General features: G+C 60.5%; 19 protein-coding genes. 7 read left to right on the top strand and 12 right to left on the bottom strand.

Going from position 1 to position 22,049, the window contains the following annotated elements; translation table 11 throughout:
- Window positions 1–105 precede the first annotated feature (105 nt).
- Together dcm and PMX21_RS05320 are read left to right on the top strand one after the other, a co-directional pair.
- Complete coding sequence (dcm, locus tag PMX21_RS05315) at window positions 106–1,368, top strand: DNA (cytosine-5-)-methyltransferase (RefSeq protein ID WP_271758513.1); 1,263 nt, start codon at window positions 106–108, stop codon at window positions 1,366–1,368.
- Between the two features lie 126 nt (window positions 1,369–1,494).
- Window positions 1,495–1,986 (top strand): hypothetical protein, encoded by a 492-nt coding sequence (locus PMX21_RS05320; RefSeq protein WP_195920044.1) that lies wholly within the window; start codon window positions 1,495–1,497, stop codon window positions 1,984–1,986.
- 100 nt (window positions 1,987–2,086) lie between these two features.
- Here PMX21_RS05320 and PMX21_RS05325 read toward each other — a convergent pair whose 3' ends face one another.
- Window positions 2,087–3,553, bottom strand: a complete 1,467-nt coding sequence (locus PMX21_RS05325) for an ATP-binding protein (protein ID WP_271758515.1) — start codon at window positions 3,551–3,553, stop codon at window positions 2,087–2,089.
- Between the two features lie 621 nt (window positions 3,554–4,174).
- On the opposite strand from PMX21_RS05325, the gene PMX21_RS05330 reads away from it, so the two are divergent.
- The 4 genes from PMX21_RS05330 to PMX21_RS05340 all read left to right on the top strand — a co-directional run bounded on the left by PMX21_RS05330 (window position 4,175) and on the right by PMX21_RS05340 (window position 8,678).
- Window positions 4,175–7,219, top strand: coding sequence for an insulinase family protein (locus PMX21_RS05330; protein ID WP_271758517.1), 3,045 nt, complete (start codon window positions 4,175–4,177; stop codon window positions 7,217–7,219).
- A gap of 155 nt (window positions 7,220–7,374) precedes the next feature.
- A complete protein-coding gene (locus PMX21_RS10080) occupies window positions 7,375–7,638 on the top strand; it encodes a type II toxin-antitoxin system HicA family toxin (protein ID WP_084591735.1) in 264 nt (87 codons plus the stop codon).
- A complete protein-coding gene (locus PMX21_RS05335; RefSeq protein WP_022094981.1) occupies window positions 7,631–7,960 on the top strand; it encodes a type II toxin-antitoxin system HicB family antitoxin in 330 nt (109 codons plus the stop codon). The genes PMX21_RS10080 and PMX21_RS05335 overlap by 8 nt, the downstream gene beginning before the upstream one ends.
- Before the next feature lie 121 nt (window positions 7,961–8,081).
- Window positions 8,082–8,678, top strand: coding sequence for a 5-formyltetrahydrofolate cyclo-ligase (locus PMX21_RS05340; protein ID WP_271758519.1), 597 nt, complete (start codon window positions 8,082–8,084; stop codon window positions 8,676–8,678).
- A 23-nt stretch (window positions 8,679–8,701) separates the two neighbouring features.
- On the opposite strand, the gene metA is transcribed toward PMX21_RS05340, so the two are convergent.
- Window positions 8,702–9,628, bottom strand: a complete 927-nt coding sequence (gene metA / locus PMX21_RS05345; RefSeq protein ID WP_006235124.1) for a homoserine O-acetyltransferase MetA — start codon at window positions 9,626–9,628, stop codon at window positions 8,702–8,704.
- A 211-nt stretch (window positions 9,629–9,839) separates the two neighbouring features.
- Between metA and PMX21_RS05350 the strand changes: the two genes are divergently transcribed.
- Window positions 9,840–10,817, top strand: a complete 978-nt coding sequence (locus PMX21_RS05350) for an L-lactate dehydrogenase (protein WP_271758521.1) — start codon at window positions 9,840–9,842, stop codon at window positions 10,815–10,817.
- Window positions 10,818–10,911: 94 nt separating this feature from the next.
- On the opposite strand, the gene PMX21_RS05355 is transcribed toward PMX21_RS05350, so the two are convergent.
- From PMX21_RS05355 to PMX21_RS05400, 10 genes are all read right to left on the bottom strand, one after another.
- Entirely contained in the window at window positions 10,912–11,880 is a 969-nt protein-coding gene (locus PMX21_RS05355) for an SIS domain-containing protein (RefSeq protein WP_271758523.1), read from the bottom strand.
- A 144-nt stretch (window positions 11,881–12,024) separates the two neighbouring features.
- Window positions 12,025–12,780: a GntR family transcriptional regulator gene (locus PMX21_RS05360; protein WP_271758525.1), complete on the bottom strand. Its 756-nt coding sequence runs from the start codon at window positions 12,778–12,780 to the stop codon at window positions 12,025–12,027.
- 2 nt (window positions 12,781–12,782) lie between these two features.
- Window positions 12,783–14,765: a RecQ family ATP-dependent DNA helicase gene (locus PMX21_RS05365; protein ID WP_271758527.1), complete on the bottom strand. Its 1,983-nt coding sequence runs from the start codon at window positions 14,763–14,765 to the stop codon at window positions 12,783–12,785.
- A 266-nt stretch (window positions 14,766–15,031) separates the two neighbouring features.
- The gene (locus tag PMX21_RS05370) at window positions 15,032–15,751 is read right to left on the bottom strand and encodes a GntR family transcriptional regulator (RefSeq protein WP_271758529.1); all 720 of its coding nucleotides are present in this window, start codon (window positions 15,749–15,751) and stop codon (window positions 15,032–15,034) included.
- A gap of 218 nt (window positions 15,752–15,969) precedes the next feature.
- Window positions 15,970–16,977: a YitT family protein gene (locus PMX21_RS05375; protein ID WP_022095157.1), complete on the bottom strand. Its 1,008-nt coding sequence runs from the start codon at window positions 16,975–16,977 to the stop codon at window positions 15,970–15,972.
- Window positions 16,978–17,332: 355 nt separating this feature from the next.
- Window positions 17,333–17,962, bottom strand: a complete 630-nt coding sequence (locus PMX21_RS05380) for an HAD family hydrolase (RefSeq protein ID WP_271758531.1) — start codon at window positions 17,960–17,962, stop codon at window positions 17,333–17,335.
- 160 nt (window positions 17,963–18,122) lie between these two features.
- Entirely contained in the window at window positions 18,123–19,106 is a 984-nt protein-coding gene (locus PMX21_RS05385; RefSeq protein WP_022095159.1) for an SIS domain-containing protein, read from the bottom strand.
- A gap of 199 nt (window positions 19,107–19,305) precedes the next feature.
- Window positions 19,306–20,139 (bottom strand): PTS system mannose/fructose/sorbose family transporter subunit IID, encoded by an 834-nt coding sequence (locus PMX21_RS05390; RefSeq protein WP_271758533.1) that lies wholly within the window; start codon window positions 20,137–20,139, stop codon window positions 19,306–19,308.
- Between the two features lie 13 nt (window positions 20,140–20,152).
- On the bottom strand, window positions 20,153–20,947 hold the full coding sequence (locus tag PMX21_RS05395) for a PTS mannose/fructose/sorbose/N-acetylgalactosamine transporter subunit IIC (RefSeq protein ID WP_006235136.1): 795 nt from the start codon (window positions 20,945–20,947) through the stop codon (window positions 20,153–20,155).
- 36 nt (window positions 20,948–20,983) lie between these two features.
- Window positions 20,984–21,907, bottom strand: a complete 924-nt coding sequence (locus PMX21_RS05400) for a PTS sugar transporter subunit IIAB (RefSeq protein WP_271758535.1) — start codon at window positions 21,905–21,907, stop codon at window positions 20,984–20,986.
- Between the last annotated feature and the right edge of the window lie 142 nt (window positions 21,908–22,049).

Below are 22,049 nucleotides of genomic sequence, written 5' to 3' on the forward strand. Positions count from 1 at the left end.
TTCAGAGCAACTACTAACGCCCAGAAAATTGAGGTCTTGATCTTGTCCCCTCGATCGGCTATTGTTGTGAGCACCATAAACGGACACAGCAGCGATTGGAGAAACGTGTCTGAGATTAATATTGCCGAGCTTTTTGCGGGCGTCGGTGGATTTCGTTTAGGTCTCGAAGGCTATGCCGACCCTCGACATCCCGAGTTTTATATGAAACCAGCCGGCCCCTTCCGCACCATTTGGGCAAATCAGTGGGAACCGCCCGGAACCAAAGCGCGTCAGTTCGCGGCCCGTTGCTACATGGATCGCTTCGGCGATGATTCCGTTGTCAACGAAGACATTAATAGGGTCTTGGAACAAGCCGAAGCGGGCGAAATCGAAATCCCCAATGTCCAAATGGTCGTTGGCGGTTTCCCCTGTCAAGACTACTCTGTCGCGCGTCCGCTCAATCAGGCACACGGCATCGAAGGAAAGAAGGGTGTCCTCTGGTGGGACATCTATCACTTCCTCGAAATGAAGAAGCCCAAGTTCGGTCTCTTTGAGAACGTCGACCGCCTGCTCAAGTCGCCCGCGTCTCAACGCGGTCGCGACTTCGCCATCATCCTAAGCTGTCTTGCCGACCTCGACTACACGGTCGAATGGCGCGTGGTCAACTCTGCCGAATACGGTTTCCCCCAGCGTCGCAAGCGTGTTTATATCTTCTGCGAAAAGGACGCTGGCAAGGTTGATCTCGTTGATCGCATGCACAACGGCGTCATGGCTAAAGCCTTCCCCGCCATCTATCCCGACGAGATGTCCGAGCTCGACGTTTTACCCGACCCCTACGAGAACTCAACTCGTTTTGGCGTCGGCCAAAAGACCTCTCAATTCAAGAATGCTGGCGTCATGCAGGGCTGTCATGTTCTGACCTGCGACTTTGCCGAAGACTATCACGGTAAGCGCCACGTGCTTGGCGACGTGCTTGTCGACGAAGCTGATGTCCCGGAGCAGTTCTACATCTCCGACGAAAAGCTTCCCGACTGGCGCTACCTTAAGGGCAGCAAGCGCGAAGAGCGCATTAACAAAAAGACAGGCTTTACGTACACGTATTCCGAGGGAGCCATGAGCTTCCCGGATGCCACCGACAAGCCGAGCCGCACCATCCTCACAGGAGAAGGCGGCACAGGAGCGAGCCGCTTCAAGCACGTCATCGAATGTCCCGATGGCCGTTTCCGCCGTCTTGTTCCCGACGAGCTCGATCAGCTTCAGGGATTCCCGAAAGGCTGGACCGATACGGGCATGACCGACGGCCATCGAGCCTTCTGCATGGGCAACGCACTCGTCACCGGCGTGCCCCATCGCATTGGCGAAGCTATGGTCGAAGTGTACGGCCTCTAAGGCAAGCAATCCGGAGCCGACAGTTCACGCTGTCGACTCCGTTTTTTTCATCCCACTCCCCTGTATACTGATGTAGCACGTGTTTCATCCGGGCTTGTTGGGCCGGATTGTTCATGGGAGGGTCTTATGGCTGCTTCGAATCCGCCTAAGGGGAGCGTTTCTTCTTCGTCCATCAAGCCGGTGACGCGCAAGGCCGTGCGTTGCCAGCGCGAGGTCGCCTGGCTTGTCACGCAGGCAGCAGGCAGGCTTGTGGCGACCACTCAGGACGTCAATGCGCCTACGCCGAGCTTTGTGCTGGCAGTGGCGCTGGATCGAGTACGCCAGCTGGAACTCGCCGCACAAGAAGACGGCAGCCATCTTGGCTACCAGGACGCTATGGCACCCGACCTGTTGACCTTTTGCCACATGGCCAAGTTGCCCGCCGCGCCCAATGCGCTTTCGGACGCAGGCTACATGTTTACGCTTTCGGGCGCGGAACTCATCCGCGATATCTACGCATACTGCAGCGAGCTCGCCGAGCGCAGCGTTTTTGGCACGGCTGAAGTCAAACCGGGAAATGTCATCAAGCTGGTTCTTAGGCTGTTCTTGATAGACGGGTTCGGGGCCATGCCGGCGTAAGCCGAGCCTTTAGCATCACCGTCGACTGGGCAACAACCGCTTTACCTTAATGGACGCCAATCGAGGGTCGATTATTGGGTCGCCTCGTCCACTAACGCATCTATCCCACGCGCTCCGACAGTCGATACTTGCGGTTGCGGCTCGTCGCCGGCGCCGTGGGCTCAAGCTCGCCTTGAGCAATGAGCGCGTTGACGCGCGACCTAACCTGGGAAATTGTGAGCCCTGTGTGCTCTACCAGCTCGCGCGTCCCCAGCTCGCCGTAGTGTTTGAGTGCCGTCACAATTAAGCCCCCGCCATGATCGACCGGCTCGATCTTTGAACGGTAAAGTACGACCTTGAACCGATCGAATCCCGGGCAGAACAGGGGCTCGGCCAGACCATGCGCGCGCATGGCATCGATCATCATCGGGATGCCCGAGCCATTGCCCTCAGCCGGCGAACCTGCGCCATCCGGCAGCGGGACAATCGACATGAGCTTCACAAGCGTCGCGTTACGGCATCGGGAGCTGCCGTCAAACAAGTTCTCGCGAGTCTTTCCCCCGTAAAGGCCGCCAGGATTCGTCACCTCGACACGATCGTCAAAGACGTCGACGGCAATCGATTGTCCACAGAACCGATCCCCGTATTCTCGATGGATTACGGCGTTGGCGATTGCCTCGCGCAGAACCTCCTCGGGAATCTCAAGCGAGTCGACACGCGAGACGCCTTGGACGGTCGAGGTTCGCCGCAAATTCTTGGCGACGGCTGCGACGGCATCCGAGATCATCTCGCCCAACGTTCCCTCACAGATTGTGCGGTCCATGAATCTCAGCGACCCCGCCATGCCCTTCTGAGTTCCCGCATGGACAGCCACGTCAATGAAGAGCTTGGGATAGAACTGCTGAGGGTAGGTGCCCACAACTAGGAGTCCAGCCTTGGTGACATTGTCCTGGGAATCAAGGATATTTAGGCGCTCCAGCTTCGTTTGTTTGTCCGGCGCGCCGCGCATTGCCCGGGGCGTCAACGAGAAAGCCCGATCTATCGTACGGTCGACCAGCGTCTCGTCGAGATCGTCCGCGCCCGCACCCGCCACCGCGTCGCGATCGCTCGGAGTCGCTCGACCGCATGACGCCAATGCGAGCACCTCGGTCGATGAAAGCGGCACATCTTTGTCATCGATGCGCTTGTAGCTGCCGCCCTGGGCGCCCCGCTCTATGACATAGCAGGGCTTGCTCGACGGATCGAGCTCCTCAATCGTAATGACGAGAACGATGACGCCCTGAAGCTCCACTCGCTCGATTGTGTATTTAGGCGGATTGGCCAGCTTTCCTCGACCGCCCGCATCACCCATGCCTGACACAAATTGGTTGAGCACTTTCTCGGTCTCGAAGTTCTCAACCGGGACAAAACCTGCGCGCTCACTCACTCCGAGCACGATGATTCCGCCGGCAGTGTTCGCGAATGCGCTCACCGTTTCCCACACGTCGCGGGAAAGCGTCGTGGCGCTCTCCTTCACTTCGACGTTAAGATCATCCGAGCCCATACGCCTTAAAGACTCAAGCAGACCGGTCAGCTCGTTTTCGTTCATCTGCACGTCCTTTCGCTCGGTCCTGCGGAGAATGCCACGGATAGATTTCCCTCGTCTCTCAGTTATCTCTCGTAATTATCTCTCATCTATCTCTCTATCTCTCGGCTTAGAGATAAGAGATAGATAGAGATGGAATGTCTACCATTTGCTTCATTTATACATATTTTTGCTGGTAGAACAATCGGTATTGAGACAATACCATGATTGCCTGTCTCTTTGCTGCTCAGTTATCTCTCATATTTTTCTCTCATCTTCCTGTCATCTCTCATATTAGAGACGAATGAGAGACGAGAGATACGCGAGTGATGGACGAGCGAGGATTTTCGGACGGTCGGATATCGAGAGTGGATATTTGGACGGTTTTTGGGGCTTTTGCGGCAAATTCCGTCCAAATATCCACTCTCGTTCGATAGGTATCCGGAAATCCTCGCTCGTCCGTCCGAATATCCACTCTCGTTTGGCGAGTGTCCAATTTTCCACGCTCGTGCGGCGGGCACGCGGGACCTATGCCCAATCCGGCTGCATCGTCTCCAGTTCGCCGCAGGGTCGCGGCCCCATATGGGTATACTCTCGAGGATTCGACTCGATTCGCCCCCGCTGGGGCGTCAAAGGAGACTGCATATGCCCACCACCTCAACCGACCCGCGCGCCGCAGCCGCTACACTGCTGGTGCCCGGCACTACCTGCCACGGCTTTGCCGTCGAGCACCGCGAGACCGTGCCCGAGCTCGACTCGGACGCTTACGTGCTGCGACACACTGCCTCGGGCGCTCGCCTGCTGTACCTGGCATGCGACGACGAAAACAAGGCCTTTGCCATTGGCTTTAAGACGCCGCCGGCCGATTCCACCGGCGTGTTCCATATTCTTGAGCACTCGGTGCTGTGCGGATCGGCTAAGTTCCCCGTCAAGGAGCCGTTTGTCGATCTGATCAAGAGCTCCATGCAGACGTTTCTCAACGCCATGACCTACCCCGACAAGACCATCTACCCCGTTGCCACCACCAACGAGCAGGATCTGTACAACCTGATGGACGTGTACCTGGACGCGGTGTTCAACCCGGCCATCTATACCAAGCCCACCATTTTTGAGCAGGAGGGCTGGCACTACGAGCTGGACCTGCCGGAGAGCGTCGAGGGCGAGGGCGAGGGCGGCTCCGCGAGCCTGCGCGAGGGCACGCTGCGCTATAACGGCGTGGTGTTCAACGAGATGAAAGGTGCGCTGTCCGACCCCATGAGTGTGCTGGACGATGCCGTCAACGCCGCGCTCTATCCCGACACCGCCTATGCACACGAGAGCGGTGGCGACCCGCGCGCGATTCCCGCGCTCACCTACGAGCAGTTCCTGGACACGCACGCGCGCCACTACAATCCTTCCAACTCTTATATAACGCTCTACGGCGACCTGGATGTGGACCGCGCGCTGGCGTTTTTGGACGAGCGCTATCTGTCGCAGCCGAGCGCTGCGAGCCGCCGCATGGACGCCGCCGTTGCCGCCGGCGAGGACCCGTCCGCGCTGGCACCCAATCCACTGGGCGTGCAGGTACCCGTGACCTGCGAGTACAAGCGCATCGAGATGGCCACCACGCCCGAGAACGCCCTGGTGGGCCTGGGCCTGGTGCTGGGCAGTGCGCTCGATCGCAAGCGCACGATCGCGGCGGACATCCTGTTTGAGGCACTGCTGGGCTCCAACGAAGCGCCGGTTAAGAAGGCCATTCTGGCCGCCGGCCTGGGCGGCAACGTGGTGAGCTACACCGCGGCCGAGAGCCTGCAGCCCTACGAGCTCATCATGCTGCAAAACGCGCAGCCCGGCGTGGCGCGCGAGCTGCGTCGCGTGTTCCAAGACGCCTGCCGCGACCTGTGTGAGCACGGCGTTCCGCGCGAGCGCCTGGAGGCCATCATCAGCAGCAACGAATACGACCTGCGCCAGCGCGACTATGGCATCGCCGACGGCGTGGCCATTGCGTGCGACGCACTGAGCACGTGGCTCTACGATGACGACGCCGCGACGCTGGCGCTCAAGTACGGCCCGGTGTACGAGAAGCTGCGCGGCGAGCTGAACGGCACTTACTTTGAGGACCTGTTGCGCGAGCTCGTGCTGGAAAACGATCACATGGCGCTGGTCGAGCTGGTGCCGGTGGACGCTGCCGAGGGTGCGGAGAGTGCCGAAGCTGCCGAGCTAGCTGCCAAGCGCGACGCCATGACCGATGCCGAGCTGGCGGACGTGACCGAGCGCACGGCCGCGCTGCGTGCCGCGCAGGAGGCCGAGGACACGCCCGAGGCCAAGGCCACGCTACCGCGCCTGCGCGTGTCCGACATTGGCGAGGCACGCCCCGAGCCGCCGCTCGTTGTGGACACAACCGCGCCCATCCCCTGCCTGCGCCATGGCATCCCCACTAACCGCCTGGCCTACGCCATGCAGTACTTCGACCTGAGCTGCGTCGCATTTGAGGACCTGCCCTACGTGACGTTGCTCTGCCGCCTGCTCAAGCAGCTGCCCACGCGCGAGCACTCGGCCGAGGAACTCGACAACTTGCTCGCCGGCAAGCTCGGCTTTTTGAGCTTTACGACCGAGGTCATGACGCAGCCCGACGTGGACGACGTGCGCCCCTACCTGCTGGTGAGCGCCGGCGCCCTGTCCGAAAAGATCGACGCACTGGCAAGCCTGCCGCGCGAGGTGTGGTCGAGCACGCTTTTGCTCGATGCCGACGCCGACCGCGTTCGCGACGTGCTCACGCAGATTCGCATTGGGCTTGAGCAGGGCTTTATCAACAACGGCCACTCGGCGGCGCTGGGTCGCGCGATGAGCTACAGCTCGCCTTCGGCCGTGGTGCGCGAGCAGCTTTCGGGCGTAGATTTCTACCTGTTCCTGCGCAATCTGCTCGAGCACTTTGACGAGCGCGTGGACGGGCTGCGTACCAAGCTTGCCGAGCTGGCGGAGCGCATCTTTGTGGCCGATGGCTGCATGGCGAGCTTTACCGGCAGCAACGAGGACTTTGACGCATACTGGGATGCCGCGGGCGACCTGGGGCTAGGTGCGGGCGATGGTGCCGATGCCGGCCGCGACGCTCTCGTGGTGCCGACGCCGCGCGACCGCCACGAGGCTTTCGTCATCCCCAGCGATATCTGCTTTGCGGCAAGCGCGTCCGACCCGCGTCGCCTGGGCATCGACGTGACGGGCGCCTGGGCGGTTGCCGCCAACGCGCTCTCCTACGACTACCTGTGGAACGAGATTCGCGTGAAGGGCGGTGCGTACGGCTGCGGATTCCGCGCAGCCGGCGAGCGCCAGACGGCGTTCTACACCTACCGCGACCCAGCAATCGACCCCTCGATTGAGCGTGTGGCGCGCGCAGGCGAATGGCTCGGCAGCTTTGAGCCCGACGAGGCTGCCTTTGAGGGCTTTATCGTAAGCTGCGTGAGCGGCATGGACGCGCCGGTGAAGCCGTACGCGCTCACCAAGCGCCGCAACACGACCTACCTGGCCGGGCTCGATCCGCACGCACGCGAGGAGCGCCGCGCCCAGATGCTCGCCGCCACGCCCGGTGAGCTTCGCTCGCTCGGTGCCGACGTGACGCGCATTGCGGCCGAATCGCCAACCTGTGTTTTTGGCGGCCGAGACGTCATCGCCAAGAGCAACGCCGGCTTTAACGTAGTCGACCTGCTGGGCTAAGGCACGGCAAGCAAAACTACCACGAAGGGCGCAGTTCACAGGCGCCCTTCGTGGTAGTTCGAACACTTGTTCTATACGCACACATGTTCTATAGTAGAGGTGCTTGCATCGAACTGAAATTGCAACTAGAATATAGTTGCAGAATGTGAGGCGGGATGACTCGATCCGATAAACTCATCGCCCAGCTGCTTAGCTGTCCTTCAACGTATAGATTTGCTGACTTTCTTAAAGTTATGGCTTCATATGGCTTTGAAATGGACAGCAAAGGCAAGACGTCCGGATCGCGCGTTCGCTTCTACAGGCCATCAGATGGCAGGATGTTCGTAATGCACGCACCTCATCCATCTGACGAATTGACAGCGGGGACCATTCGAAACATCGTTCGCTTTCTGCAAGATGTCGGAGGTAGTCATGAGTAACGTTTTGGCATACAAGGGTTATTTCGCCCCGGTCGAGTTCGATGCCGAACAGCATGTGCTAACAGGTATGGTCGCCGGCATTAGGGACGCAATCGTATTTGAAGGCTCCACGGCTGAAGAAGTGGAGCAATGCTTCCACGACGCCGTCGACGATTACCTTGAGTTTTGCGCCGAGAAGGGCAAGGAACCCGAGCGGGCTTTTAAGGGCTCGTTCAACGTAAGAACGGGCTCTGAGCTCCACAAGCAAGCAGCGCTGGCAGCGGCAAAGAAGGGTGAGTCACTCAATAAGTTTGTGACTGAAGCGATCGCTGCGGCGCTGTGAAGCCAACGTCGAGTCGAAGCCGCCACACAGGGCGCCTTTGTGGCGGCTTCGACGTTTGCCCAGATAAAACCTGCCAAAATAAACCTGTCCCTTTTTGGCAGGTTTGCTAGAGGAGGCTGGGATGGATAAGGCCGAGCTGCGGCGGACGGTGATTGCCCGGCGCGACGCTCTTGATTTGGATATGCGGGCGGCAAAGTCTGCTGCTGTATGCGCGCGACTCGTTGAGTTACTGGGCAGCTCGGATCCCGCGGCCCCGCGCACCGTTGCCGTCTATGCCGCCATAGGTTCCGAAATCGACCCCGCCGCGTTTGCCGCAGCGGCCGCAAAACATGGCTGGCGCGTGGCCTATCCGTGCATGCTCTCGGCAGCTGACACCGTGGCTTGTGGCCAGCGCATGTGTATGCGGGCAATCTCTGCCGACGATGCGTCCGCGGCTCCGTTTATCGCCCACCCCACGCGGGCCTTCGCGGCCACGGACGTCGACAGCGACCACTTCCCTATCGTGCCTGCCGAAGCTCTCGACATGATTATCGTGCCGCTTGTAGCCTTCGACCGCGCCGGCGCGCGCCTGGGCTACGGCGGCGGCTGCTACGACCGCTACCTGCCCACGCTCTCGCCCGCATGTCAAATCATCGGCATCGCCTTTGACGAGCAGCGTGTCGACCATGTTCCCACCGATGCCCACGACCTGCCGCTACCCCACATCATCAGCGCCTAACGGCTGGCGCACCTCCCGACGGCCTAGTGTTCCTCGCCGGCGCGGGCCAGGTCGTAGGGCGTGGTCTGGTAGACGTAGTAGTTGAGCCAGTTGGTGTAGAACAGCTGAGCCTGGCTGCGCCAGACGTTGCGCGGCTCGGCGGTGGGGTCGTCGCCCGGGAAGTAATGCGCCGGCACCTGAGGGTTGAGTCCGCGCTTCACGTCGCGCTCGTACTCCAGGCGCAGCGTGTCGGTGTCGTACTCGGGATGGCCAAAGACAAAGAAGCGGCGGCTATCGGTCGACTTGACGATGTACAGGCCCACCTCGTCGGACACGGCCACGACCTCAAGCTGCGGCTCAGCCTCCACGTCCTCGCGGCGCACGTCGGTGTTGCGCGAATGCACGGCATAGAAACGGTCGTCGAAGCCGCGGACCAGCGGGCTTTGCGGCTTCACCAGATAATGCTCGAACACGCCGCTCGCCTTGGCCGGCAGGTCGTACTTCTGGATACCGTAATGATGGTACAGGCCGGCCTGCGCACCCCAACAAATGTGCAGCGTAGAGTGCACGTGCGTGGTGGACCAATCCATGATCTGGCAGAGTTCGGGCCAGTAGTCGACCTCCTCGAACGGCATCTGCTCCACCGGCGCGCCCGTGATGATCAAGCCGTCGTAGTGGATATCGCGGATGTCGTCGAACGTGCGGTAGAACGTCTCCAGGTGGCCGGCACTCACGTGCGTGGCCTCGTGCGTTTTGGTGCGCAGCAGGTCCACCTCCACCTGCAACGGCGTATTGGAGAGTTTGCGCATGATCTGCGTCTCGGTGGCGATCTTGGTGGGCATGAGGTTGAGGATGAGCACGCGCAGCGGACGGATGTCTTGGTGCAGCGCGCGATACTCGGTCATGACAAAGATGTTCTCGCTCTCGAGCTGCGCGGCAGCAGGAAGGGCGTCGGGAATACGAATGGGCATGGATGCTCCTTACGAGTCAGTTGCAGCTATGGTACAACGAGCGGCCCCATCCGCGCGAGTGCATCGCCCCGAGACACCGTCAGCGGCCCAAATCACTCCAAAAGTAGAGATTAAGGCGTGTCCCAAAAATCTACGGCGCTTTAGCCTAGCAAAGTGGCAGCAGGACGCTACAATGGTTCGACGCGAAAAACTCGGCCGAAAGGATACGTATATGTACCAGACGCGTAAGATCGGTGTGGTCGGCCAGGGCCACGTAGGAGCACATGTCGCCAACAGCCTGCTCATGCAGGGCATTGCCGATGAGCTGTACCTCTGCGATTTCAACGAGGCCAAGGTGACGTCCGAGGTCCAGGACCTGCGCGACTCCCTTTCGTTTGTCCCGTACAACACCAAAATCGTCAACTGCTACGACCACTACGAGGAGCTGGCCTGCTGCGATGTCATCGTCAACGCCGCCGGCAAGGTCGCGCTGGCCGCTGGCAACCGCGACGGCGAACTGTTCTTTACCACCGACGCCGCCCGCACCTTTGCCAAACGCATCGTCAATGCCGGCTTTGACGGCATCTTCGTGAGCATCTCCAACCCCTGCGACGTCGTGTGCACCGAGCTGTGGCACCTGACCGGCTACGATCCCAAGAAGATCATCGGCTCGGGCTGCGGTCTGGACTCCGCCCGCCTGCGCACCGAGATCTCCAAGAAGGTCGGCGTGAGCCCCAAGTCTATCGACGCCTACATGATCGGCGAGCACGGCTTTAGCCAGCTGGCCGCCTTTAAGGCCGCAACCATCGCCGGCAAGAGCCTTAACGAGCTTCAGGCCGAGAACCCCGACAAGTACGCCTTTGACCACATGGAGGTCGAGGAACTCGCACGCAAGGGCGGCTACGTAACCTACCAGGGCAAGCAGTGCACCGAGTACGCCGTCGCCAACTCCGCCGCGCGCGTCTGCGCCGCCGTGTTGCACAACGAGCACGCCGTGCTTTCGGCCTCTACGCTTATGACCGGCCAGTATGGCGAGGAGGGCATCTTTACCTCCCTGCCGTGCGTGATCGGTGCCGAGGGTGTCGAGGAGGTCTACACGCTGGACCTGTCCGAGCACGAGCTCGAGGGCTTCCACAAGAGCTGCCAGCACATCCGCGATAACATCGCCCAGCTCGACTGGTGGGACGCCGAGGCCTACGACGCCAAGTAGTCCTCCGGTTGATGCGACAACTCACTCATACGGACACAATGTAAAGCGGGCCGCGACACGCTTGCGAATCGAAGGTGAATGCTTTTCCCGTTACCTAGTACTGTTCGATGCCCATGTAGCGACGAACCTCGGGGCTGTGGTCGAACACCTTGCCGCGCGCGGCGCGCAGCTCGCAGCTCATGTTGTAGAAGAAGATCGGCTCCAGGTACGAACGCACGCTGGCGGGCACCTCGCCCACGCCGTACTCGAGCGCGTCGAGTACCATGATCGTGTCGGTGTGCGTGTTGAGGAACGCCAGCGCTCGCTCCTCCATGGGGCGGCACTCGCCCGATCCAAGCTGCACAAAGTAGGACACGCCGGGCTCGGTAGCCTCGAAGGGGCCGTGGAAGTACTCGCCGGAGTGGATATAGCAGCAGTGCTGCCATTGCATCTCCATGAGCGAGCAGATGGCCATGGCGTAGGTCTGGCTAAAGTTGGGTCCGGAGCCCAGGATATAGAAGAACTTGTGCTGCTGGCAGAGCTCGGCAAAGCGGGCGCCCAGCTCGGCGTTGACCTTCTCGCGTGCGGCGGGCAGCAGCGCATCCATCTGCTTAAGGCCTTCGTACATGTCGGCGAGCGCCTCGTAACCCTCCTGCTGGTCGAGCAGCTCGGCGGCGATCAGAGCGCCGATACCCTGCGGGACCTCGGCCTGCGGCACGCCTTCGCCCCACGGATAGACCCAGGTGGTCCACTTGCCGTTATCGATCTTGGAGCCCTCGCAGTCGGTCATGGCCACGACCTCGGCGCCGGCTGCCAGCGCCATCTCGCAGCCGTCAACGACCTCCTGCGTGTTGCCGCTGTGGCTGCAGGCGATGACGAGTGACTTCTCGCCAAGACTCTTGGGGGCCATCAGGCAAAACTCGCGCGCCGTGTAGACCGTCGAGGTAAACGTGGTTGCCTCGCGCTTGAGCAGCTCGTTGGCCGGCATCAGGTCGATCATCGAACCGCCGCAGGCGATCCAAAAGACGTTCACAATCTTGCCCTTGCGCTCGATAATTTCCTGAATCAGATCGTGTGCGTTCATGGTGATGGCCTTCCTTGTGTGACGGTTTTGAACGACGACAGCTCGTACCTGCGGTCGTTCTATGTTGTCCTATTTATAACACGCACGACGACGCTCGTGAAGTCATTTTACCAAACTTGTTCTATATTGTTCTATCTGTGGACGTTAGATGTCGAACACGTAGCGCGAGCCCACGATCTTTTGGCGTCCGAGCAGCAAGGGTCGCTCGCCCGCATCGGTAAAGTACGCCTCCATATAGAAGAGCGGCTCGCCGACCGGCACCTCCAGCAGCGGGGCTGCCTGAGCATCGGCAAGCGCAATCTCCACGGTGCAGGGGTCGGATTTGAGCGGCGCGCGGCCCGAATGCTCGGCAACGAGCGCAAAGATGGAATTGTTCGTGAGGTCCTTGTCGGCAAGCGTCTGCAGATAGGGATGGTCGGCCAGCACAAAGGCGTTGTTCTCGAGCATGACGGGCACGCCGTCTGCCGTGCGCACGCGCTCGACAACGATGAGCTCGCAGCCGGGTTCCACCCCAAAAAACGCCGCGTCCTCGCGCGTCGCCGCAACCACCGTGCGCGACACCAGACGTGCTCCGGCCACCATGTCGTTGGCAGCACAACCCTCGGAAAAGCTCTGAACGTCACCCTTCTGGACAATCTTGCGCTTGAGCTTGGGCGCGCACACAAACGTGCCCCTCCCCTGCTGGCGGTTGAGATACCCCGCGCGCGACAGCTCCTCGATGGCGCGACGCACGGTGATGCGTCCCACGCCGTAGTACTTCGCGAGCTCCATCTCGGAAGGAATGCGCGAGCCGGATGCGTACACGCCACGCGCGATCTCGCCTTTTAGGTCGTCCATTACCTGCTGGTACAGCGGCACGGCGGACACCTCAGTGCGCTCGGTTTTATCGTCGGATGCCATCGTTACGCTCCATCCCGTGCATGCTCGGATTCAAACTCTTCTATCGCCGCCATAAACTGCTCGCCAAAGGCGTCGGCCTTTTTCTCGCCGATGCCGTTGACCTGGATAAGCTCGTCGCGCGTCTGAGGACGTAGACGGCACAGGCCGCGCAGGGCCTTGTCAGAGAAGACCATGTACGGTGCCATCTCCAGCTCGGTCGAGATCTCCTTGCGGAGTGCCCGTAGGCGCTCAAACAGCTCGGCGTCGTCGCCCACGCGCGGTCGCTGATCCAGCTCGGCCTCCTCGCGCAGCAAATCCACCGCACGGCGGGCACGGGCCGAGGCCTTGCGCTTGGACGCGCGACGCTTAACGGTAAAGGCGAACGTCTCGTCCTCGACCTCGCCGGCACGCGGGCCCAGACCCACGACCGGATACTGGCCCTGCGAGGTGGCCAGGTAGCCCCGCCCGCACAGCTGGCCGATGATGTCCTTGATGCGCCCGACCGATTCGCTCGACAGCTCACCGTAGCCGCGATCCTCGTCCAGATGCATCTGGCGAATGCGCTCGGTGTTGCCGCCGTGAAGCACGTCGGCGATCAGCGACTTGCCAAAGCGCATGGGGCGCGTGGCCACATATTGCACGGCGGCGCGGGCCATGTCGGTGACGTCCTCGACCTCGAACTGTGTGAGGCAGTTGCTGCAGTTGCCGCAACCCTCGGCGTCATCCGTGGCGGTGGCGCCCGCACCAGCCGCGGCAGCATGCTCGGCCGCGGCCTCGTCGCCAAAGTAGCGCAGCATGTATTCGCGCAGACAGCCGGTGGTATTGCAGTAGCCCTCCATCTGGCTGAGCAGACGATATCGATTCTGGAGCGCCCACGCGCGTTGCTCGTCGTCAAGTGCCTCGTCGGCAGCGTCGCCGCGATCGATCAGAAAACGGCGCATGCGAAAATCGTTGCCGTTCCACAGCAAGTGGCAGCTGGCCGGGTCGCCGTCACGACCGGCGCGGCCCGCCTCCTGGTAGTAGGCCTCGATACTCTCGGGCACGTTGTTGTGGATCACGTAGCGCACGTTGGGCTTGTCGATGCCCATGCCAAAAGCGTTGGTGGCAACCATCACCTGGATATCGTCGTCGATAAAGGCGCGCTGGCTTTGCCGGCGGGCGTCGTTGCCCATGCCGGCATGGTAGCGGCCAACGCGAATGCCGCTGGGGCCCAGCGCCTCGGCAAGCTCGCCTGCCAGCGCATCGACCGTCTTACGGGTCGAGCAATACACGATGCCGCTCTCGCTCGAATGCGCAATCACATAGTCGCGCACCCACGCGGCCTTGGCCTTGTCGCCCATCTCCTCGCAGCCAAAGTAGAGGTTCTTGCGATCGAAGCCCGTCACCACCGTCGCGGGGTTTTGCAGGCCGAGCATCTGCTGAATGTCCGCGCGCACACGCTCGGTCGCCGTAGCGGTAAAGGCCGCCACGATGGGGCGCTGCGGCAGGGAATCGATGAACTCGCGAATCTGTAGGTAGGCGGGGCGGAAATCCTGGCCCCATTGGCTCACGCAGTGGGCCTCGTCAATGGCCACGAGCGGCACGCCAATGCCGCCGTCCGCTGCGGCCTCCTGCGCAAAGGCTAAAAAACGCGGCTCGAGCAGGCGCTCGGGCGCCACGTACATAAGCTGGTAGCGGCCCTCGCGCGCTCGCTTGAGCACGGTGTTTTGCTGGGCCGGAGTAAGGCTGGAGTTGAGATAGCTGGGTCGCGCACCCGCCGCGAGCAACGCACGGGTCTGGTCCTCCATAAGCGACAGCAGCGGACTCACCACAAAGGTGATGCCAGGCAGCATGAGCGCGGGCACCTGGTAGCAAATGGACTTGCCGGCGCCCGTGGGCATCACGCCCAGCGCATCGCGACCGGCAAGGATTGCATCGACCATGCGGTCCTGTCCCGGGCGAAACGAGGTGTAGCCAAAATAGGCGCCGAGCGTGTCGAGCGCCATCTGCTGCATGTTATCGGTCATGGTTTCCTAACGTCCAAGTCATCTGCCGCCGATTATACGCCGCCACGCGGACCGGCGTCGCCCGGCTGCCGGCCACGGGCAATACGATCCAAGGCGGACGAGCGTGGATTTTCGGACACTTTCCGGATGAGCGTGGATAATCTCCCACTTTGAGGCCGTCACCGAGCCAAAAACGGGAGATTATCCACGCTCATTCTGCAGATTGCCGCTTAGGGACGTTTGCAGCGTCGACCGGTCCGCCGTTCGTCAGAACGGCGGAACCAGCCCTACATGACCATAACGTAGCGGCTGCCCACGTAGTACTGCTTACCCATCAGGACCGGCTCTCCATTGGGACCGGTAAAGCCGGCACGCAGGTTGAGCAGCGGATCGTGCGGAGCAATGCCCAGCTCGGCCGCCTGCTCGGCGTTAGCTCGAACGGCCTCGACCGTACGGTAGCCAACCGAGACAATCGGCGTTCCGCCAACACGCTCGACCTCGGCAAAAATCGACTTGTCCTCAAGATCGGCCGTCAACAGCTCACGGTAGGCGTCAAACGGCACAAAGATGTTCTCCTCAAAGATGGGCTCGCCGTCGGCCGTACGCACGCGCTTGATATGCAGCAGCAGCGCATCCTTCTGCAGGCCAAAGAACTCCATCTCGTTTTGGCGCGCCGGAACGATCTGGCGATCGATCACGTGCGCACCGGCCTTCATGCCGTTGCCGGCACACAGCGCGGTAAACGTCTGCAGCGTCGAGGCGTGAAACTGGCGGTTGATGTGCGGCGTGGAGACAAAGGTGCCGCGGCCCTGCTGCTTAACCAGGTAACCATCGGAGCACAGCTCCTCGACAGCGCGGCGCACCGTAATACGGCTCACCTCGTACTGCTCGGCTAGTTCAAGCTCGGACGGAATACGCTCCTTGGGTGCATAAACACCTTTCTCGATCGCATCCTTGATTTCGTCATAAATCTGCTGGTAAAGCGGTGCATTTTTGGGCGCAGGCATATCTGATCACTCTTATCAAAATAGCTAAATTTCTAATACGTATATAACGTCTAGTTTCATGTTACCTCATATTGATAAAACGATACACCCTCCCTACCAAAAAGCGACAGCTTCATTTTGGTAGGTTTTATCTGGGCAAACGAGAGCCCTCGAAAGCAACGGGGCTTTCGGGAGGCTCGTTCGGATGGGTTGCGCAGGACCGGCAAAATGCCAATACCCTACTTGCCGTCATCCTGCTGCAGGCTGTCCTGTTCGCTGAGGCGCGCCTGCCTGCTGGCCATGCGTGCGGGCTTGTCGGGATCGGGAACGGCCGTGGGCATGGGCTCGTCGACATGACCGCCCCACCAGCCGCCCACAAAGTTGAGCGTGTGGAACACGTTGATCACGGCGCCGGGATCAACGTCGCACACCAACTTGATAATGTCCTGGCTCTCGTAGGTCGAAACAACGGTGTTCAGCAGGTACATCTTTTCGCGGCTGTATCCGCCGACGACCTCGGCGCAGCTAATGCCGTGCTGAAAATGGTTTACGTAGGCAGTCATGACCTCGTCTGCCTTGCGCGTCGTAATCTGCAGCGTCACGCGATCGTAGCGACGATAGAAACTGTCGATAGTCTTGGTCGAAATAAACTGGAACACGATGGAATACGCCGCCTTGTCCCAGCCAAACATAAAGCCAAAGATCGCCAGGATAAAGCAGTTGAAACCAAAGATGACGCCCCAGATGGTCTTGCCCGTGTGGTTGGAAACCCACAGCGCGATAAAGTCGGTGCCGCCGGTGGATGCGCCGGATTTAAGCGCGATGGCAGCGCCCAGACCCGAGACCACGCCGCCAAAAATGATGAGCATGATCTTGTCGCCCAAAAACGGCGCGAAGTGAAAGACGTTGAGGAACAGCGATGAGAGCACGACCTGCATCATCGAGAAGATGACGAAGCGCTTGCTAATGCCGCTCCAACATAGGAGCGCCACGGGGATGTTGAGCGCGAGCATACCGAGCGAAATGTCGATGTGAACGCCGCCCAGCGAGGTAACGCGATCGAGCAGGACCGCGACGCCGGTGAGACCGCTCGGAAGCAGGTCGGCGGGCTGAATGAACGCCTGGATCAGGAATGTCTGGAGGACGGCAGAAATTGTGACCGCCACGGCAGTAATGGCACGGCGGACGATGGTGAGGCGGCCGAGCATGAGCACGCGGTCCGTGAGCTGATCGATGGCGTTCGCCACGTAGGCTCCTTTCGAAGGCAGATGTGGTTGTGGGGCATGCCCGCGATTGTAGCATGGAGCGTGCGGGGGCGCTTCAATTCAACCTCCCTCGACAACCAAAACGGGACCAGCAACCCCCACGACCAAAGGGCAAAATTCCAAGTGAGTAGACTTTTTACGATCTGCCGAGCACACCCAAAACCGCCACCCCTGTGACCTGCGGTTTTACAAAGGAAGATATGCATTGTGCTCGGCCTGCGCCAAAAAGTCTACTCACTTAGTCCGAATCGAAGCCAAACGGATCAAAATCGAAACCAAATTGAGCCAGTCCACCGCAAAAAACGTTTGAACCCGTGCTTCTCGCGGCGGATTGACACTACACAGCGGCCAAAATGTCGGTCAGATTATCAATAACGGCATCGGCTCGCGATTGATCGAGGTTGACGCCCTCGTGCGGACGCAGTGCCAGGACGCGGGCGCCGGAACGTTTGCCAGCCTCGATCCCCAAAGGCGAATCCTCGATAACCAGGCACTCGGCAGGCTCCACCCCCAGCGCCTCCATGGCACGCAGGTAGATCTCGGGGTCGGGCTTAAACGCACTGCACTCGTGACCGCTGATGGTGTAGTCCAGCACGTCGGCGATACCGGCAATCCCCACCAGCTCGTCAATGAGCTCGCGATAGGACGAGCTTGCGATGACGCACTTCACGCCGCGCTCGTGCAGCTTGCGCATCACCGGCTCCGTCTGCTCGTTGAGCAGCTCGGCATACGGAACGGGATGGTCCGGGCTATAGACCTGCTTGTACTCCACGCGCAGACGCTCGCGCAGCTCAACATCGTCGGGCACCAGCGCCTCCCAAATGGCCGGCTCGTTAGACCCCGAAAGATCGGGGATCTCGTCAAAGTGGAACCCCTTCTCCTCCATAAACGCCACGCGACGACGGTTGTAGAACCACTCGGTATCGACCAGCACGCCGTCCATGTCAAACAGCACTGCTTTGATCATACGCATCTCCTCCCACCTGCCAAAAAGGGACAGGTTTATTTTGGTAGGTTTTATCTGGGGTTTTGTGGCGCGACGGATACGCCCTCCCCAAAGCAAAAAAGGGGACGGGGCGCAAACCCCATCCCCTCTCAATCAACCCGTAAGGTCTACTTACTTGTGATTAGTAGGAAAGCTTCCACATGTAGCGACGCATGGTCAGCGGGTGCTGACGGGCCTCGGCGATCTGGTTGCCGTACTCGCGCATAACGGCGAGGTGCAGCAGCGGGTTGAAGTAGGTGACGACGCTCGCGGGCACGGCGTCAGCCAGGCCGTAGTCCTTGGAGTCGATCAGAGCGACCTTGGCGCCCATGCGCTCAAGGAAGGTGAGGGCGCGGGCGTCCATCGGACGGGTGGCGCCATCGGACATGAAGAAGACGTAGGGCTTACCCTCGGTGGAAACCTCGAACGGGCCGTGGAAGTACTCGCCGGTGTTGTAGGCGGCGGCGTCGATCCACTGCATCTCGGTGAACAGGAAGGCAGCGTGAGAATAAGCCATCTTCTCGGAGGCACCGGAAGCCATGAAGTAGATCATCTTGTCGTCCTTGAAGTCCTCGGCGAACTTCTTGGCGAGTTTCTTGCAGGACTGAGCGGCGTTCTCGCAGAGCTCGAAGACGTTGGTGAGGCCGGTGATCATGTCCTCGTAGTGGTCATAACCCTCGGTCTGCTGAAGGATCTCGACAGCAAGAGCGATGGCATAGCCGGGCTTCTCGCACTTGGCAGCGAAGTTGGCGTGGAAGCCGTGAACGATGACGTAGTCAGCGTCGACGGTCAGAGCGGAGCCAGCCTTGTTGGTAAGGGAGACGACCGGGCAGTTGTGCTTCTTGGCGGTCTTGTTGGCCTCGACGGTCTCGGGCGTGGAGCCACCGAGGGAGCAGGTGATCACGAAGGTGTGCTCGTTGACCCAGGAAGGCGTGTCGTAGTTGAACTCGTTAGCGGTGAAGATCTGAACGTTCAGCTTGTCCGTGTTGTTGGCCAGGAAGTACTTGGCGGGGTAAAGGTCGGACATGGAGGCACCGCAGCCGACGAAGGCGACGCTGTGGATCTCGTGGTTGGACAGGACGTCAGCGACGATCTGCTTAGGGAGGTTAAGGTCGATCTCGTACATCTGACACATTCCTTTCATTTTTTGCGGCGCCACATTGCCGGGCGCTCGCAGGGTTACCGTGGTTTGGACCGAGTCGCCGGCCCATTGAGGATGCGACAAAGGGACTGTCCCATTGTCGCATTTTGGGGATGGAAGCCTGCCTGGGGTATGGGATGCCAGGCAGGCCCCCGGGGGAAAGCGGTTAGGCGCTTAGTCGCGACTAGGCCAGGATGCCGACCGCGGAGAGGGCGATGCCGCCCACAATGGCGATCACGAGAAGCCAACCGGTGTTGACGTTCTTCTTGATGAGCCAGTACATAAGGCCGGTGAGGCCGAGGGAGATCATCTGGGGCATCATGCCGTCCAGGATGTCCTGGATAACGACGGTGCCGTCAGCGAACTGCAGCGGGGTGGTGGCGCCGATCAGCGTAGCGATCATGCCGCCCACGGACATAAGACCCACGATGCCGCAGACATACATGAGCTTCTCCATGAGGTCGCCGCCCTGAAGCTTACTCAGGTACTCGTGGCCGCCCTGATAGCCCATCTTGGCTGCGAACCAGGTGATCAGCACAGAGGGGACGATGGAGATGAGCATGGCCAGGATCGGGCCCATGATGGAGCCCTGCTGAGCCAGCTGAACGCCCAGGCCAAAGGCGATAACGCGGATGGTGCCCTGGAAGAAGGAGTCACCGATGCCGGAAAGCGGACCCATGAGGGAGGTCTTGACCGCGTTGATCGAATCGGGATCGAAGTTCTCGGGATCCTTGGCGTACTCCTCCTCCATGGAGGCGGAGAGGCCTAGGATAAAGGCGCTCGTCTGCGGGGTGCAGTTGTAGAACGCCATGTGACGGTGGTAAGCCTCTTTCTTAGCAGCGAGCTGCTTGGGGTCGGACTCATCCGGATAGAGGCGATCGAGCGTGGGAACCATGCCGTAGAGGAAGCCCATGTTCATCTGACGCTCGTAGTTCCAAGAGGCCTGGATGGCCCAGGAGCGCCAGAAGAACTGGCTGACCTTCTTGTTCAGGGACACGTCCTTGGTTGCGGTTGCCATAGTGTGTTCCTCCTTAGTCTTCGTCGTCTTCGAGCGGATCGTAGTCGGAATCGACACCGGCGGCTGCATGGGAACCGTTGAACTTGAAGCCCATGAAGACGACAGCCAGGCACACACCGATCAGAGCGACCGCGATGACGGACAGGTTGAGGTAAGCGGCGAGCAGGAAACCGATGAACAGGAACGGAGTCATACCCTTCTTGATCATCATGGTGAGCAGCAGGGCCAAGCCGTAGGCGGTCATGATCTTGGTCGAAACGTTAAGACCAGTGGACAGCCACTCGGGAACCATGTTGACGATGGCCTGAACCAGGTCGGTGCCAACAAAGACGGCGAGGAAGATCGGCAGGAAGTACATGACGGCGTACAGACCGGAGCCGGCGCAGATGTGCATACGGTAGGCGGTCTTGAACTTTCCGTTATCGATCGCGCTATCTGCCACATGGGTGAGGGCGGCGATGATGGAGCGGAACACGATGCCGAGGAGCTGACCCAAGACGGCGACCGGGATGGCGATCGTCATGGCGGTCTCGGCGGAAGCATCGGTCAGGCACGCAAAGGCAGCGGCCACGATGCCGCCCAGGACCATATCGGGCGGAACGGCGGCGCCGACCTGCACCAGGCCCATGGACACGAGCTCGACGGCGGCACCGACGGCAAGGCCGGTGGGCACATCGCCCAGCAGCAAACCAACGAGCGTAGCGCCAACGAGGGGCTGCTCGAAGTTAAGACGACCGAGCAGGCGGGAGTCCCACATGCAGAACACGCCGACGAGGCCGACGAGCACCGCACTGATGAACGTATTCATACCCTTCTCCTTTCAGTCAGGCAAAAGCCTGGTTGATTACAGCTTGGCGTCGATGTCGACGCTCTGATACGTAGGGGTCTGCTGAACATAGAGCTTGATTCCCATGTCGAGCAGCTGGTTGACGTCGGCCTTCTGGGTGGCGTCGAGGAAGACGGAGCTGTCCTTGCCTCCGACCTGATCGGCACCGTCGTGGTTGGCGGTGGCGCCCAGGTTGATGGCGTCGAGCTTGTAGCCCTGGCAGAACTGCAGCATCTCGGCGGTGTTGCCAAAGACGAACATGACGCGCTCGCCGAGGGTGTTGAGCTTGTCCATCTTGGCGAGGGCACGCTCGACGGTGAAGACGTTCAGACGCACGCCCTGGGGCTTGGCCAGCTTAAGAGCGCCCTTCTTGATGTCATCGTTGGCGGCAGCGTTGTCGACGACGATGATGCGCTCGGCCTGAACCTTGGTGGTCCAGGTAAAGACGACCTGGCCGTGCAGCAGACGGTAGTCAAGACGTGCGAGGACGATCTTGGCGGGACCGGAGCTGTGGCGGGACGCCTTAGCCTTCTTGGCGGGAGCCGCGGCAGCCTCGACCGGTGCGTTGGGGTTGGTCAGACCGGTGCGGGCCTCGTTGATGAGGGCCGCGAGCTCGGCGCCCTTGATGGGGACGGGGCTCATAGCGAGCGTCAGCGCCAGCGGAATATTGAAACCGCTGACAACCGTGAACTTCGTGCCGTTCTTGGAAAGCTCGACCATGTTGTTGTTGACCGAGCTGCCGAGCATATCGGTCAGCACATAGACGGTGTCGTCCGCGTTGAACGTGGCGATCATGGCGTCCACCTTATTGGTGATGGGCTCCTTGTCGTCACGAGCAAGCGACACGACGTGGACGTTCGACACGTCGCCGAGAACCATCTCGAGCGTGTCTTTGGCGCCTGCGGCCAGGCCGCCATGAGATGCGAGAATGATCTGATTCATCTTGCCTCCTCCTTTTCGTTATGGTCATTATAACGTCTTATATGTTGCTTATATTGCTAATTAGTATAAAGACCGTTCGCGGGTGAAAATCGACCGTTGACGGGTTTAACGTATTTGAAACGTTGGGGCTGGATAGGCCGGC

The organism is Collinsella aerofaciens, from assembly GCF_028209885.1.
Taxonomy (GTDB): Bacteria; Actinomycetota; Coriobacteriia; order Coriobacteriales; family Coriobacteriaceae; genus Collinsella; species Collinsella aerofaciens_BA.